The organism is Mesorhizobium sp. WSM2240 (assembly GCF_040438645.1).
In the GTDB taxonomy this organism is placed as follows: Bacteria; Pseudomonadota; Alphaproteobacteria; order Rhizobiales; family Rhizobiaceae; genus Allomesorhizobium.
The window spans coordinates 5636757-5652227 of record NZ_CP159253.1 but is presented as its reverse complement, the minus strand read 5'-3'; the positions used below and the strand labels follow the sequence as shown (position 1 = coordinate 5652227).

General features: G+C 64.5%; 13 protein-coding genes. 1 reads left to right on the top strand and 12 read right to left on the bottom strand.

From position 1 onward, the window contains the following. The first annotated feature begins 191 nt into the window (after positions 1 to 191). The gene (locus tag ABVK50_RS28135) at positions 192 to 1730 is read left to right on the top strand and encodes an MFS transporter (RefSeq protein WP_353643450.1); all 1539 of its coding nucleotides are present in this window, start codon (positions 192 to 194) and stop codon (positions 1728 to 1730) included. Positions 1731 to 1821: 91 nt separating this feature from the next. Here ABVK50_RS28135 and ABVK50_RS28130 read toward each other — a convergent pair whose 3' ends face one another. From ABVK50_RS28130 to ABVK50_RS28075, 12 genes are all read right to left on the bottom strand, one after another. Further along, entirely contained in the window at positions 1822 to 2892 is a 1071-nt protein-coding gene (locus ABVK50_RS28130) for a hemolysin family protein (protein WP_353643451.1), read from the bottom strand. Between the two features lie 26 nt (positions 2893 to 2918). Further along, positions 2919 to 3431 carry an rRNA maturation RNase YbeY gene (gene ybeY, locus ABVK50_RS28125; protein ID WP_353643452.1) on the bottom strand — a complete coding sequence of 171 codons (513 nt, stop codon included), beginning with the start codon at positions 3429 to 3431 and terminating at the stop codon, positions 2919 to 2921. 13 nt (positions 3432 to 3444) lie between these two features. Then, positions 3445 to 4440 (bottom strand): PhoH family protein, encoded by a 996-nt coding sequence (locus tag ABVK50_RS28120; RefSeq protein ID WP_050898773.1) that lies wholly within the window; start codon positions 4438 to 4440, stop codon positions 3445 to 3447. Between the two features lie 74 nt (positions 4441 to 4514). Beyond that, positions 4515 to 5924, bottom strand: a complete 1410-nt coding sequence (gene miaB, locus ABVK50_RS28115) for a tRNA (N6-isopentenyl adenosine(37)-C2)-methylthiotransferase MiaB (protein WP_353646985.1) — start codon at positions 5922 to 5924, stop codon at positions 4515 to 4517. Between the two features lie 57 nt (positions 5925 to 5981). Continuing rightward, a complete protein-coding gene (locus ABVK50_RS28110) occupies positions 5982 to 6773 on the bottom strand; it encodes a 1-acyl-sn-glycerol-3-phosphate acyltransferase (RefSeq protein WP_353643453.1) in 792 nt (263 codons plus the stop codon). A gap of 27 nt (positions 6774 to 6800) precedes the next feature. Continuing rightward, positions 6801 to 7283 (bottom strand): ribosomal protein S18-alanine N-acetyltransferase, encoded by a 483-nt coding sequence (gene rimI / locus ABVK50_RS28105; RefSeq protein WP_353643454.1) that lies wholly within the window; start codon positions 7281 to 7283, stop codon positions 6801 to 6803. Positions 7284 to 7286: 3 nt separating this feature from the next. Continuing rightward, positions 7287 to 7970, bottom strand: a complete 684-nt coding sequence (gene tsaB, locus ABVK50_RS28100) for a tRNA (adenosine(37)-N6)-threonylcarbamoyltransferase complex dimerization subunit type 1 TsaB (protein WP_353643455.1) — start codon at positions 7968 to 7970, stop codon at positions 7287 to 7289. Between the two features lie 314 nt (positions 7971 to 8284). Next, entirely contained in the window at positions 8285 to 10498 is a 2214-nt protein-coding gene (locus tag ABVK50_RS28095) for a malate synthase G (RefSeq protein ID WP_353643456.1), read from the bottom strand. Positions 10499 to 10634: 136 nt separating this feature from the next. After that, positions 10635 to 12656, bottom strand: coding sequence for a hydantoinase/oxoprolinase family protein (locus ABVK50_RS28090; protein WP_353643457.1), 2022 nt, complete (start codon positions 12654 to 12656; stop codon positions 10635 to 10637). Positions 12657 to 12855: 199 nt separating this feature from the next. After that, a complete protein-coding gene (locus tag ABVK50_RS28085; RefSeq protein WP_353643458.1) occupies positions 12856 to 13254 on the bottom strand; it encodes a hypothetical protein in 399 nt (132 codons plus the stop codon). A gap of 510 nt (positions 13255 to 13764) precedes the next feature. Continuing rightward, positions 13765 to 14205: a D-aminoacyl-tRNA deacylase gene (gene dtd, locus ABVK50_RS28080; RefSeq protein ID WP_353643459.1), complete on the bottom strand. Its 441-nt coding sequence runs from the start codon at positions 14203 to 14205 to the stop codon at positions 13765 to 13767. A 98-nt stretch (positions 14206 to 14303) separates the two neighbouring features. Further along, positions 14304 to 15455: a hypothetical protein gene (locus ABVK50_RS28075; protein ID WP_353646984.1), complete on the bottom strand. Its 1152-nt coding sequence runs from the start codon at positions 15453 to 15455 to the stop codon at positions 14304 to 14306. Positions 15456 to 15471: the final 16 nt, after the last annotated feature.

Here is a 15471-nt window from a genome sequence, read left to right as displayed (position 1 = left end):
GCAGGGATGTGCGAATGTGCCGATCACGGATCGAGGCCAGCCGCGGCAAGAATCCTTTCCGGGCTCACGAACGTCGATATTTCCGCGCTCATGTCGATTCGGGCCTCGCTCAAACGTCAATAGACGAGGGCCGCCGCAACGAGCGGTACGACCCGAAGCACAAACGCCCGAAACGGGCATGGAGTTTTGTCATGACTGCTCTGGCAGCCGAACCACAGGCGACGCGGCGCGAATGGATCGGTCTCGCGATCATCGCGCTTCCCTGCATGCTCTATTCGATGGACCTGACCGTCCTCAATCTCGCCGTGCCGCAGCTCAGCGCGGATCTGGCGCCGAGCGCCTCGCAGCTGCTCTGGATCGTCGACATATACGGCTTCATGATCGCCGGATCGCTGATCACCATGGGCACGCTGGGCGACCGGATCGGTCGACGCCGGCTGCTCCTGATCGGCGCAGTCGCCTTCGGCCTCGCCTCGGTGCTCGCCGCCTTTTCCACCAGCGCAGAAATGCTGATCGCGGCGCGGGCTATGCTCGGCTTGGCCGGCGCGACGCTTGCGCCGTCCACATTGTCGCTGATCCGCAACATGTTCCTTGACCCGCGCCAGCGCACCGTGGCCATCAGCGTCTGGATCACCAGCTTTTCGGTCGGTGGGGCGCTCGGGCCGCTGGTCGGCGGCATTCTGCTTCAATATTTCTGGTGGGGTTCGGTGTTCCTGGTGGCCGTGCCGGTCATGGTGCTGCTTTTGATACTCGGCCCCATGCTGCTGCCTGAATACCGCGACCCGGAGGCCGGGCGGCTGGATCTCCTAAGCGCCGCGCTGTCGCTGGTGGCAGTGCTGGCAGTGATCTTCGGCCTCAAGCAGACGGCCGAGAACGGTTTCGGATGGCTGCCTGCTATTTCGATACTGGCCGGACTGGTCCTCGGGTTCGTCTTCCTCCGCCGTCAGCGGAAGCTCGCCGATCCGCTGATCGACCTTGCGCTTTTCCGGAGCCCGGCCTTCAGCACGTCGCTCGGCGTGAACATTTCAGTGTTCTTCGTATTCTTCGGCTCGTTCCTGTTCATGGCGCAGTATCTGCAACTGGTCATCGGCCTGCCGCCGCTGCAGGCAGGCCTCTGGTCGCTGCCGTCGACCATCGGCTTCATCGCCGTCACCATGTCGACGCCGGCAATCCTGCGCAGGGTCCGCCCAGCCTATGTGATGGGCGCCAGCCTTGTCGCCGCGGCCGCGGGCTTCGGCGTGATGACGCAGATCGGCGGCGACCATGGACTGGCGGTTCTTGTCACTGCCTCGATCATATTCTCGATGGGCCTGGCGCCGGTGATCACGCTCGCGACCGACATGATCGTCGGCGCAGCGCCGCCCGAAAGGGCGGGCTCGGCCGCCGCGCTTTCGGAGACCGGCTCGGAATTCGGCGGCGCGCTCGGCATCGCGGTGCTCGGCAGCGTCGGAACCGCCATCTACCGCAGCCGCATGGCCGCCGACGATCTGCCGGGCGGCGTCGAGCCGGAACTGGTCGAGACGGCCAGGGACACGCTGGGCGGCGCGGTGGGAGTTGCCAGGGGTCTGGCCGCCGACCTTGCCGGGCCGCTGATCGAGGCAGCGCGCTACGCCTTCATTCAGGGTCTGCAGACGACGGCGGCAATCAGCGTGGTGGTTACACTGGCGGCCGCTGTTGCAGCAGTGATTATGCTGAGGCACATCGAGGTCGGCGCGGATCATGGCGAGTAGAGCGCGCTAATCTAGCGCCCTCCGGTTCGGCAAGCTCACCATCAGGGCTGCGGCGTCGTCCCGCGGCGCAAGCAGCCGCTCGCCCGGTGCGTCAGGCCTGCTCGGTCCTGACAGCACGGCGGCGGCGGTCGCTCTTCTGGGTGTTGACGATGCGGACGCGCTTGACCCGGCGCGGATCGGCGTCCAGCACGTGGAATTCGAAGCCGGGGATCGCCTGAACCACCTCGCCGCGCACAGGCACCCGGCCGAGCGTGTTGAAGATCATGCCGCCGATCGTGTCGACATATTCGCCATGCTCACCGGCGGCGAAGTCGTTGCCGATCATCTTGGCGACGTCGTCGATCTCGGCCTTGGCGTCGACCACGAAGACGCCGTCGCCGGTCTCGGTGATCAGCGGTTCGTCCTCGTCATGCTCGTCCTCGATGTCGCCGACGACCATCTCGACGATGTCTTCCAGCGAGACCAGGCCGTCGGTGCCGCCATATTCGTCGATGACAAGCGCCATCTGGGTGCGCGCGGCCTGCATTCGGGCCATGAGGTCGGAAGCCAGCATCGAAGGCGGCACGAACAGCACGGTCCGGATCAGGTTCAATTCGCCGATGGTGCGGGAAAGATCGACATTGGCGAAGTCGAGCTGCACCGGGGCGGGCTTCTTCGGCTGCCGGCCTTTCCGGGTGCGCGCAAGCTTGGTGATGTGGGCCAGTACATCGCGGATGTGGACCATGCCGCGCGGGTCGTCGAGCGTCTCGGCATAGACCGGCATGCGCGAATGGCCCGACTGCTCGAACAGGACCATCAGTTCGCCAAGCGTGGTGGTGATCTCGACCGCCTCGACATCCGCGCGCGGCACCATGACGTCTTCGACGCGAACTTCGCGCAACCGCAATATGTTGTGGAGCATGGCCCGCTCGGCGGGCGAGAAGGAAGCTGCGCCGGTTTCTATCTCGGCGAGCGCATCCGTCAGGTCGTCGCGGAGGCTCGATCCGTTGCGCGGCCTGAACAGGCCGGCGAGGCGCGCCAGCAGCGAAGGTCGTTCGGCAGGAGGTTCGGACGCGACCGCCCCATAGGCCGTACTGGGACTAGGTCCGTCTTCGGCGCTGTCGGATTGCGACTGGGTACCGCCTGCGTCGTTCCTTGCGGCGGTCTCGGGTAGCTCGTTCATCATCGTCCGTCGGTTATCGTTCTCTGTTACGCGTAGGGATCGGGAATGGCAAGCCTCGCGAGCGCCCGGCGCTCCACCGCTTCCATCTCTTCCGCCTCTTCGCCGGTCTCATGATCATAACCCAGCAGATGCAGGAAGCCATGGATCACAAGATGCGTAATATGATGCCGGACCGGCTTGCGTTCCAGTGCTGCCTCACGGGAAACCGTTTCGGCGGCCAGTACGATGTCGCCCAGCAATGGCGGAAGCGGCGAGCCGCGCTTCGGCGGAAAGGCCGGAAAGGACAGCACATTGGTCGGCTTGTCCTTGCCGCGCCATTGCGCATTGAGCTCCCTTATATGCTCGTCGTCGGAGAAGACGACGCTGAGTTCGGTACCCTCTTTCGCAACCGCGCCCGTCTCGGCCATGGCTGCGGCTACCGCCTCGCGGACCATGGTCTCGAGCTCGGCCTCGGGCGGCCAGTCGCCGCCCTCGACCAGCAGATCGATCTCAACCGGAAGCGGCGCCGGCACGCCCCTTCCATTGAATTTTCCGCTCATGACGTCCGGCCGGTCAGTGTTCCGACACGTCGAGGCCGCGGGCGATCTTGCCGTCGCGGTCGTAAGCCTTGACGATCTCGGCGACCAGCGGGTGGCGGACGACGTCGGTTTCATTGAAGCGCACCGTCACCGCGCCGGTCACGCCGTCGAGGATGCGCAGCGCCTCTACCAGCCCGGACTTGGTGTTGGGCGGCAGGTCGATCTGCGTCGGGTCGCCGGTCACGATCATGCGCGAATTCTCGCCGAGACGGGTCAGGAACATCTTCATCTGCATAGGCGTGGTGTTCTGGGCCTCGTCGAGGATCACCGCTGCATGGGCCAGCGTGCGCCCGCGCATGAAGGCCAGCGGCGCGATCTCGATGACCTCGGCGGCGATCGCCCGCTCGACCTTGTCGGCCGGCATCATGTCGTAGAGCGCGTCATAGAGGGGCCGCAGATAGGGATCGACCTTCTCCTTCATGTCGCCGGGCAGGAAGCCGAGGCGCTCGCCGGCCTCGACCGCCGGCCGCGACAGGATGATGCGTTCGACCATGCCGCGCTCGAGCAGCATGGCGGCATGAGCGACCGCGAGGTAGGTCTTGCCAGTGCCGGCCGGGCCGATGCCGAACACCAGTTCGGCGCGCTCCAGCGCGCGCATATAGGCGTCCTGGTTGAGCGAACGGGCATAGATGGTGCGCTTGCGCGTCGCGATCTGCGCGGCGGCCATCTTGCCCTTGCGCTCCAGCGTCGGCAGCGTCAGCTGGTCGTCGGCGGCGATCGCCATCCGGACCGCGCCATCCACGTCGGACTGGCCGATGTCGGCGCCCTTCTGCAGTATACCGTAGAGATGGTCGAGCGCCCGGCGCGCCTGCTCGGCCACCGAGGAACTGCCCTTGATGGTCACCTGGTTGCCGCGCGAATTGATGTCGACGCCGAGCTTCTGCTCAAGCCGCGCGAGATTCTCGTCGAACTGGCCGTAAAGGGCGCTGGCAAGCTTGTTGTTGTCGAAGGTGAGTACGATGTGCGCCATGTCGGAGGCCCCGGAGGGCGGGTTCTTCAGGTCTGCAGTAGCGCTCAACCGTCTCTCCTCATCCCGACCGGCGCTCAGGCCGGCTCCGCGAACAGGCTGGTCTGTCCAACCCTGATGATTCGCGCCTTTACAATGTCACCGATTTCGCCGGCGGTTTCATCAAGAATAACCGGCTGAAGCCAGGGCGACCGGCCGACGATCTGGCCGGCCTGACGCCCGGGCTTTTCGATGAGCGCATCGATCGTCCTGCCAACGAGGCTAACGGCAAAAGCGCCCTGCTGTTCCATCAACAGCGCTTGCAGGCGCTGCAGCCGCTCGTCCTTGACGCTTTCCGCGACATGGCCCTTCATTTCCGCACCCGGAGTGCCGGGCCGCGGCGAATATTTGAACGAGAAGGCCTGGGCGTACCGCACGTCGCGCACGAGTTGCATCGTGGCCTCGAAATCCTCGTCCGTCTCGCCCGGAAAGCCGACGATGAAATCGCCGGACATTGCGATGTCGGGCCGGGCGGTGCGGATGCGATCTAACAGGCTGACATAGTCGGCGGCCGAATGCCGGCGATTCATCGCCTTCAAGATGCGGTCCGACCCAGACTGCACCGGGAGATGCAGATAGGGCATCAGCGCGGGCAGGTCGCGGTGCGCAGCGATCAGCGCGTCATCCATGTCGCGCGGGTGACTGGTCGTATAGCGAAGGCGCGCCAGGCCGGGGATGTCAGCAAGCCGGAAAAGCAGTTGGCCGAGACCCCATTCACCGCCGTCCGGCCCCTCGCCGTGCCAGGCATTGACGTTCTGGCCGAGCAGCGTCACCTCACGCACCCCCGCCGCGGCCAGCCTTTCGGCCTCGGCGACAATCTGGGCTACGGATCGTGAGACCTCCGAGCCGCGCGTATAGGGCACCACGCAGAAGGTGCAGAACTTGTCGCAACCTTCCTGCACGGTCAGGAACGCTGTCACGCCGCGCTTGATGATCTCGGTCCGCGCCGTATTCGGCAGATGCTCGAACTTGTCCTCGAGAGCGTAGTCGGTCTCGACGATCTTTTCGCCGCCACGGGCTCGTTTCAGCGCTTCCGGCAGCCGGTGATAGGTCTGCGGCCCGATCACCAGGTCGACGGCCGGCGCGCGGCGGATGATTTCGCGGCCCTCGGCCTGGGCGACGCAGCCGGCGACGCCTATTAGCATCTCGCGGCCAGCCTGGGCCCGCTCCGCCTTGAGCTCGCGTATGCGGCCGAGTTCGGAATAGACCTTTTCGGCGGCCTTCTCGCGGATATGACAGGTGTTGAGCAGCACGAGGTCGGCGTCGCCGATCTCGCTGGTAGGAGAATAGCCGTCCGCGGCCAGCGCATCGGTCATACGCTGGGAATCGTAGACGTTCATCTGGCAGCCGTAGGTTTTGACAAAAACCTTCTTCGCCTTCGGAGAAGCCACGGCGGCCTCGTCCGGCAGGCTGTCCGCCGTCGTTCCAGAAATCTCGTTCAAATCCATGCGCGGGCTTTTAGCCCCTTTCAGTTGCAAAAAACAGACGATTCTGCCCGAACCGGTTCATCTCGGGCTCTTCAGCGATTCCTGCATCATCGCGGATACGCGCTGCTCCATCAGCCTTGCCGCTTCCTTGCGGCTCGTGCCGGCCGAAAATTCGATCGGCTCGCCGAAGCGAACTTCCACGTCAATCGCGCCCTCGGCGAGCAGTTCGCCGATATGCGGCGCCAGATCCTGGTCGCCGATCCAGGCCGCAACACGGCGGTGCTGGCGGCCCATCGGCAGGCCGTGCAGCCTCGTATAGGCGATCGCCACCGGCTGGATGAATACATGCTCGACGGCGCCCTCGCTGATCGCCATGGCGGCCGCGCCGAAAAGCGTGCTCTTGAACGGCAGGAGAAGGTTGCCGTCGCCGGTCGAGCCTTCGGCAAATAGCACCATCACGTCGTTTTGAGCGAGGCGCGCGGCGATCTCGCTCGCCTGCTCGCCGGATTTGCGCTTGCGCTCGCGCTCGATGAAGACCGTACGCTGAAGCCTCGATAGCCCGCCGATCAGCGGCCAGCCGGCCATTTCCGATTTCGCAATGAAGGACACGTCGACGATCGAGCCGAGCACCATGATGTCGGTCCAGGAGACATGGTTCGAAGCGAGCAGCAGCGGGCGCTTTTCCACCATTGTCCCGCTTACATGAACCCGAAATCCGAGCGCGGCGAGAATCGTCCGATGCCAGACGCGCAGGACGAGGTTTTCGCGATAGAGCCCGGTCTTCATCGAAAGAAGCTGAAGCGGCACGAGGATCAGCGTCGAGACGGCGACGAACAGCAGCGCGACAAAAATGCGGAGCCTGCCGATCATCGCCCGGTTTCCCGCCGCAGCCCGCGGCTAGCGAAGGTCGCGGCGCATGACGAGCGCGCCACGGTCCGACTGGTAATAGCCCGGCCGCTTGCCGACCTGGCGAAAACCCATGCGCCGATAGAGCGCGATCGCGCCTATGTTGGTCTCGTCGACTTCGAGGAACAGTGCCTCGGCGCGCTGTGCGTGCAATTCCCGCAGCACCGCGTCGAGCAACTGCCAGCCGAGCCCTTGACGGCGGTGCCCGCGCGCAACCGCGACGGTCAGTATCTCGGCCTCTCCAGCGACCAGCCGCGCCAGCACGAAGCCGACCGGTTTCTCTTTGCCATGGCCGATCTCGCGCGCCGCATAGCCGAAAACGGTGTCCTGTTCGAGCAGCGCCTCGAATTCGCCGTCCGACCAGGGCCGCACGAAATCCTCCTGGTGCAGGAGGGCGACGGCGGCGCTGTCGGAGATTGTCAGCGGCTCCAGCGAATATTCCCTGCGGCGCGGGGTAATGAAGGGGATGCGCATCGGCTAGCTGCCGCTTCTCGGCAGGATAAAGCCAGCCTGCGGCTTGGCGTCCGGCTCGCGCAGATATATGGGCGCCGGCTTCTCACCGCTCGTACGCTTCTTCGCCGCGACACGCGCATAAACCGCGATATCGGCGGTCGCGCCGACCGGGCCAAAGTCGAACGCCTGCGACGGAACCGCACCGGCAATAATGTTTGCCGCCGTGCCCGCGAGCACGGTCGAGAATTTCGTGGCCAGTTCGGCGGCTTGAGACAATGTGATCACAGCAGGAGCATACACCGCCGCTCCGAATTCATCGTAAACGGCCGCCTGGATTTCTCCGCGCCCGCCATCGAGCGCGCTGAGCACGGCCCGCGCGCCGAATGCGTCCCGCGCCTCGGCGGCAAGCGCCTCGAGCGTCGTCACGCCGATCGCGGGGATTTTCAGCGCCAGCGCGAAGCCGCGCGCCGCCGAAACGCCGACCCGCACGCCGGTGAAGGAACCCGGACCGACCGAAACGGCGACCGCGCCGAGGTCAGGGAAGCCTGCCTTGGCTTGCTCCAGCGCATCGCCGACCACCGCCATCAGTTTTTCCGCGTGGCCCTTGCCTAGGTCGAGCACGGCGCGGCCGAGTTCCTTGTCGGCTTGCGCGTCATAGACGCAGGCGGCGCACAGGCTTGCCGAGCAGTCGATGGCGAGGAGGTTCATGGCACACTCGCGGATGCGAAGTGCGCAAGCGCAGTCATAACGCCGGGCAGGACATCTCGGTCCGAGCAGGATCGTCCGAGTTCATTTATTCTCCCAGCCCCCTCTGTCCTGCCGGACATCTCCCCCTCAAGGGAGGAGATTGGCAGCTTCCACCTTCCCGCATGTCTTGCAGCATCGGCCACTGGCGAAAACCAAGCGGCCGGCGAATCTCCCCCCTTGAAGGGGGGATGTCCGGCAGGACAGAGGGGGATGAGAAGGTATGCGGTCATAGATCAAGGTTATCACAGACGCATTGAGCGTTGCGATCCAACCATCTATCTCACCCGCTCCTTCGCCTTCAGTTCCAGCCTCCGCGCGTGCAGCACCGGCTCGGTGTAGCCGTTTGGCTGGGCGCACCCCTTGAAGACAAGGTCGCATGCCGCAAGGAAGGCGATCGAATTGTCGAAATCCGGCGCCATGGGCCGGTAGAGCGGATCGGCCTGGTTCTGGCGGTCGACCACGTCGGCCATGCGCTTCATCGTTTCCATCACCTGCGTCTCGGTGCAGACGCCGTGATGCAGCCAATTGGCGATGTGCTGCGAGGAAATCCGGAGTGTGGCGCGGTCCTCCATCAGGCCGACATCGTTGATGTCGGGCACTTTCGAGCAGCCGACGCCCTGATCGATCCAGCGCACGACGTAGCCGAGAATGCCCTGCGCATTGTTGTCGAGCTCGTGCTGGATTTCGTCGGGCGTCCAGTTCGGCCGAACGGTGACCGGCACGGAAAGAATGTCGTCGAGCTTCGCCTTGGGCCGGCTTTTCAAGCTTTCTTGCACCGCCTGGACATCGACCTTGTGATAGTGAGTGGCATGCAGCGTGGCGGCCGTCGGCGACGGCACCCACGCCGTGTTCGCACCGGCCTCGGGGTGCGCAATCTTCTGGTCGAGCATCGCCGCCATCATGTCGGGCATCGCCCACATGCCCTTGCCGATCTGCGCATGGCCGGAAAGGCCGCATTCGAGCCCGGTATCGACATTCCAGGCCTCATAGGCCGAAATCCACGCCGCCTGCTTCATGTCGCCCTTGCGGATCATCGGGCCGGCTTCCATCGAGGTGTGGATCTCATCGCCGGTGCGGTCGAGGAAGCCGGTGTTGATGAACACCACCCGCTCCCTGGCCGCACGGATGCACTCCTTCAGATTGACGGTGGTGCGGCGCTCCTCGTCCATGATCCCCATCTTGAGCGTATTGGGCGCCATCCCCAGGACCGCCTCGACACGCGAAAAGATCTCGACGGCGAAGGCGACCTCCTCCGGCCCGTGCATCTTCGGCTTGACGATGTAGACCGAGCCGGCGCGGGAATTTTTCCGCTTTCCGTTCGGGCCGACATCGTGCAGCGCGATGAGGCCGGTGATCATCGCATCCATGATGCCTTCCGGAACCTCGCTGCCGTCGCGGTCGAGGATCGCCGGGTTGGTCATCAGGTGCCCGACATTGCGGACCAGCATCAGCGAGCGGCCGGGCAGCGTCAGCTCGCTTCCATCGGGGGCCGTGTAGGTCCGGTCGGGATTGAGCTTGCGGACGAAAGTCTTGCCGCCCTTTTCTATCTCCTCCTCCAGGTCGCCTTTCATGAGACCGAGCCAATTGCGGTAGGCGAGAACCTTGTCTTCCGCGTCGACGGCGGCGACTGAATCCTCGCAATCCTGGATAGTCGTCAGCGCCGATTCCAGGACCACGTCGGAAATGCCGGCGGGATCGGTCTTGCCGATCGCGCTGCCTCGGTCGATGACGATCTCGATATGCAGCCCGTTCTTCTTCAGCAGGATCGCCAAGGGGGAATCCGCATCACCGCGATAGCCGACGAACTGCGCCGGGTCGGCGAACGCGATCTGCTGCAGCTCTTCCTCGCCGTCGCCGACCGAGCGCTGGGCCGGCGTGCCGACGCCCAGTACAAGCACGCCATCCGCCACTTCGAACTTCGCCACCGCGCTCCACGAGGCGCCGTCGAGCGGAACCGCCTCGTCGAGGAAATCTCGCGTCCAGGCAATGACTTTCGCGCCCCGCGCCGGGTTGTAACCTTTGCCCCTTTCGGCGCCGCCTTCCTCGGAAATCGCATCGGTCCCGTAAAGCGCGTCGTAGAGCGAACCCCAGCGGGCATTGGCGGCGTTCAGCGCATAGCGCGCATTCATCACAGGCACGACCAGTTGCGGCCCGGCGACGACGGCGATTTCCGGGTCGACATTTTCCGTCGTCACCTGAAAATCCGGCCCCTCGGGAACGAGGTACCCGATCTCCTCAAGAAAGGCGCGATAGGCGGCCATGTCGACCGGCGCACCGTTCTCCCGGTACCAGAGGTCGATGCGCTCCTGCATCTCGTCGCGCGTCTTCAGCAGAGCGCGGTTCTTCGGGGCGAGATCGTGGACGATCGCGGAAAAGCCGGCCCAGAAGGCGGCGGCGTCGACGCCCGTGCCGGGCAGAGCCTCGCGCTCCACGAAATCGTGCAGCGGGCGCGCGATCCGCAAGCCGGCGATCTCGACCAGATCCGTCATCATCTCTTCTCCAAAAGGCGTCCGGGACTTCATGATTTTCCCGCCTTTGACCATGCCGGGCGGAACGGGTCAATTCACCCTAAGTTCCGGTAATGCCGGGATAGCGCAGGGGCAGCGTGGACGAATTCCGCCGGGTCTACACCGCAATGCGCGGGCGGCCGGTGGCGACGGCAAGAATCTGCGCCTCGATGAACATGCGCTGGCCCTCGACCGTCGAGGTGCGGAACTCGCGCAGCACCTCGATCTCGGCCGTGTCGGTGCCGGCGGCGCGGGCACGGGAGGCGGCGATCTCGCGCACGTCGGCCTCGGCGACGGCGATCGCCTCGGCCTCGCTCAAAAAATCTCGGACGGTGTCGCCCGACGAGACGCGGAACAGCCCTTCCTTCGGCTGGCTGATGCCGGCTTCGGCCGAGACGCGCACCTGCCCAACCACCGCGCCGAGCGCGTTGGCGACATCGGTGTCGTCCGGCACGACGCATTCATTGCCGACCAGTTGCGGCAGCCCGGCATAATGCAGCGGGGCCGACGCGCCGAGGCCGATCACCGGACGGTCGAGCGCCACGGTCAGCCGCGCGATGCCTTCATGGCCGTCGACCGAGCGCTGCACCAGCGCGTGAGCGACAGTTGCCGCGCCGTCGAGGCCATCTTCGGCGAAGGCGGTTTCGAGGATGACTTCCGCCGACCAGCGGGTGAGCGCCGCGAGAACGCGCTCGGCGAGAGCCTCCGGGCTCGCCGCGATCGGCTGTCCGCGGCCGTCGCGCTTGCGGGCGAAAAGCTCAGCGCCGAGCCGGGCGGCGGCGGCGTCCCAGTTCGACTGCCTGCCGAGCGTATGGGCCGCATCGGAAGGCGTGAAGCCGACGACATGCACCAGCCCGCGCGCGACCAGGCGGTTCAGCGTCGCATTCTGCGCGTTCGACGTGAGCAGAGTGACGAGCGGCAGGGGCACAGCGCGGATGGCCTCGTAGAGTTTCGCTTCCGGTCCGGATAGGCCGGCAGCGAGCCGTTCCGGCACGCCGGTTCGGACGGCGAAGCGGCCGTCCATACGGCCGGGGTTCGGCGCACGCAACTGCCGCTCGAGCACTGCGGTGACGGCCTCGCCATGAACCATACCGGCCAGCGCCAGCGGCACGAGGCGGCGGGGGCCGAGCAACAGGCGCGGGCGCAGGCCCCCCTCCTCCAGCGCCACTTCCGAATCGCCGCCGAGGCCGAAGGTGCGCATGGCGACCGCCTCGACCATGGTGCGGAAACCGCCAACGGTCGCGCCTTCCGGGTCCAGCCGCGGGCGGCCCTTGTCGAGCACGGCGACGTCGGTGGTGGTGCCGCCTATGTCGGAGACGACGGCGTTGTCGAGGCCGGTCATGTGGCGGGCGCCGACGAGGCTGGCGGCCGGACCGGACAGGATGGTCTCGATCGGCCGCGCGCGGGCGAAGGCGGCGGAGACCAGCGCGCCGTCTCCGCGTACGACCATCAGCGGAGCTTTTATGTTGCGATCGGCCAGAAAACCTTCGGTGGCGGCGACGAGGCGGTCGATCATCGAGATCAGCCGGGCGTTCAGCAGCGTCGTCAGCGCCCGGCGCGGACCGCCAAGTTTTGCCGATAGCTCGTGGCTGGCGGTGACGGGAAGGCCGGTCTTCTCGCGGATCAGATCGCGCGCCGCGATCTCGTGCGCAGGGTTGCGCGTGGCGAAATAGGCGCAAACGGCAAAGCCCGAAACGCCCTTGGCCAGTTCCGGCAGCGCCGCCTCCAGTTCCTCCAGCATGAGCGGTTTGGCGTTGCCGTGGACGTCGTGGCCGCCGCCGCAGAACACCACCGGATCGGTGCCGAGCGCCGCCTTCAGCCCGTCGCGGGCAAGGTCGGCCTCGGAAAAGCCGATCATGATGAGCGCCACCCGCCCGCCCTGTCCCTCGACGAGGGCGTTGGTGGCGAGCGTGGTCGACATCGACACCAATTTAATAGCCGCCGGGTCGACCTTCGCCTTTTCCAGCACCGCGCCGACCGCGCCGGAAATGCCGACCGCCAGATCGTGGCGCGTGGTCAGCGCCTTGGCCTTGGCGGCCACTCCCGCCGCCTCCGACCAGAGCACGGCGTCGGTGTAGGTGCCGCCCGTATCGATGCCGAGAAAAAGCGGCGAGGCGGGCGGTGTTTTCCTGGCGGTCATTCTGGCGGGCGTTCCAAGGGGCGTGGACGGATTTTTCTGCGTCCGCGCCCTTTAGACCATCGCTCTGCGGCAGGCTAGCCGCGCCGGGTTGGGCCAGAATTAGCGCTTGGCCGTTCGGGCGTCGGCGCTGCCCCTCATACGCCCGCCGGCGTCTTCTCCCGTTTCTTCGACAAGCTCAGAATCGGGGGGAGAAGGAAACTCACGGCACCAGATTGATCTCCTCGGTTTCGCCGCCCTCGCAGACGTAGCAGCAATCGTCGCAGCTCTGCCGGTCCTTGGGGCCGACGCCCCAATAGGTGTCTTCGTCGCCGTCGATCCAGGCGCCGTAGCAGATGGTCTCGCCGGCCTTGCAGGCGAGCGACATCTCCTTGGTCTCGCCGTCGTCGAGATAATAATCCTCGCCGCCGCCCGGCCAGACATGATCGCGGTCCTGGCTGTAAAGCTCGACGCGGACGGCGTTGGGATGGCCGTTGTTCATGATGAAGGTGACGTCGTCGGCGCCGGCGACGCCGGCCGAGCCGGCGAGCGCTGCAAGGCCGAGAAGGACTGCCGCGCAAGCGGACGATGCGGCGCGGCGCGCCACGGCGGAAAAGTTCATGGAAAAGCCCCCGGAAACAAAGAAACGGCCCACCCGGCCGCGCCGTTGAGATTGGCACGCGGCCGGGAGTTTTGGAAGCGGCAATCGCCGGGGCCTCCCCGGCCCATGGCTTCGACGGCAGTGGAGCGGAGGCGCCGATCCTTCCCCGCTTTCGAACGACCCCAGAGCGTTCCCGGCAGGAAGGACGAGTGGATTATGCGGTAGGGTTTGGGGGTGTGGATAAAGTTGGCAAATTTTTTGGAAACGTTGTTCTTCGTCATCCTCGGGCGTAGCCAGGAGCGAAGCGACGCAGCGCAGACCCGAGGATCCATGCCGTGACCTGGCGGACGACTGAGGCGGCGCAGGATGGGGATCGGCGCGGGCCTGGCCACGGCTTGTTCTGATCCGCAGGAGCGCTGCCGCATTGATACGGCACGGATCCTAGGGTCGCGCTCGCTCCGCTGCGCTTGCCCCAGGATGATGAAGGGAGAGGCGGCCTTTCCCACCCCGCCAGGGCGAGATAACGGGCGCTCATTCCGCCGTGTCGAGCCAGATCGTCACCGGCCCGTCATTGACCAGCGAGACCTTCATCTCCGCGCCGAAGACGCCGTTGGCGACCGTGACGCCGTGCGAGGCGATCTTTTGCGAAAAATGCTCGTAGAGGCGCCTGCCCTCGTCGGGCGCGGCGGCGGTGGAGAAGCCCGGCCGGTTGCCCTTGGTTTCCGCCGCCAGCGTGAACTGGCTGACGACCAGCGCCGCGCCGCCGGTGTCGAGCAGCGAGCGGTTCATGCGGCGGGCATCGTCGCGGAAAATGCGGAGGTTGACCACTTTGCGCGCCAGCCATTCGGATTCTTTCTCCCCGTCGCCCTGCATGGCGCAGACCAGCACGAGAAGGCCGGGGCCGATCTCGCCGGCGGTCTGGCCGTCGACGGCGACGAAAGCGGAGGAGACACGTTGGATGAGGGCTCGCATGGCAGCGCTTCTATCTCTCCCCTTGCGAGAGAGATAGCGATTTCAGCACGTTAGGCGGAACTTTGCCAGAATTCGCAAGGAGGTTCCCGAACAATCAATCATGCAGCCTTAATGAACTCAAGCACATGCTCAGTTCGCATACGCTTGCCTAATGCATTTCCGACTTGTGATGGAAGTGGAAGATAGCGGTTTTTGTCGGGGATTTTCCTAACTGTCTCGGACAGAACTGAAAGGCCAGCGGTCAGCCCCGCTCGCTTCAACAATTCATTGTTAGCCACGGAGATGCCCCGAATTTCCGAATTGCCGATTACATAGCATGCCGAGCCGCCTAACTTAAGAACTCTCTTCGTTTGGCGGAGCTGAGCCGACAAATCTTCGAAATATCGGGCCAATACCCTCAAATGCCGCGAGGAAAGACGATCTAGTGCAAGCTCTTTAGCAGCAAGTTCAAATCCAGCCGCAACCTCTGCATTTGCTGATCGCTCCGATCCGATCGACAGGGTTCTGATCCTCCTTAAGTCTTCGACCCGATAACCAAACCAAATCAACGAAAATTTGTGGCCACGCATATAGTCGATAGCATTCAAATAAGGCGGGGACGTCACAACAGCATCCACACTGCTAGTACGAATATTCGCTAGCTTGCGCCCATCACCAAGAAATGTCCGAGAGTTAACAGCGATTTTATCGCTTTCTAGCGCCGAGAGAACATGTTCGAGTGAATCGGGTAAGGCATCAAAAATATCGAACTCATTTTGCTTGATCGTGCGGTGCGGTCGGCTATGCGCGGTGTCACGCGCTAACGACGCCTTCGGCTCCTTAGAAATGATAAGCCTGCTCAGGGATACCATTAAAACTCTTAGTATTCGGCCATTTTCGAGCAAAGGTCTTTCAATCAGGTGATAGCTGAGCGCTCGCAATTGCGCAATTTGCTTCGCTCCAAACCAATACCTCACAAATGCTAGGGTCTCTTTGTCATCGTCCATCCAGGACAGGCAGATCTTCCGGGGGTCCGTCATCTGAGCTCGAGAAATAAGCTGAACTAGTGCCGACCGTGCCTTGGAGTCATCAATCCTGGTCGAGCATGTTCTCGATACGAGCCGAGCCAAAGGATCTAAATCAACACCGATACCGCGAATACCGTTACGAGCTGCGACAGCGAGCACCATGCCCGATCCGACCATCGGGTCTAATACGACCTGACCCGCATTCATTTTTAGGATGCGTTCAAGCGCGATTTCCGGTGCCATTCTAGCGGGGAAAGGA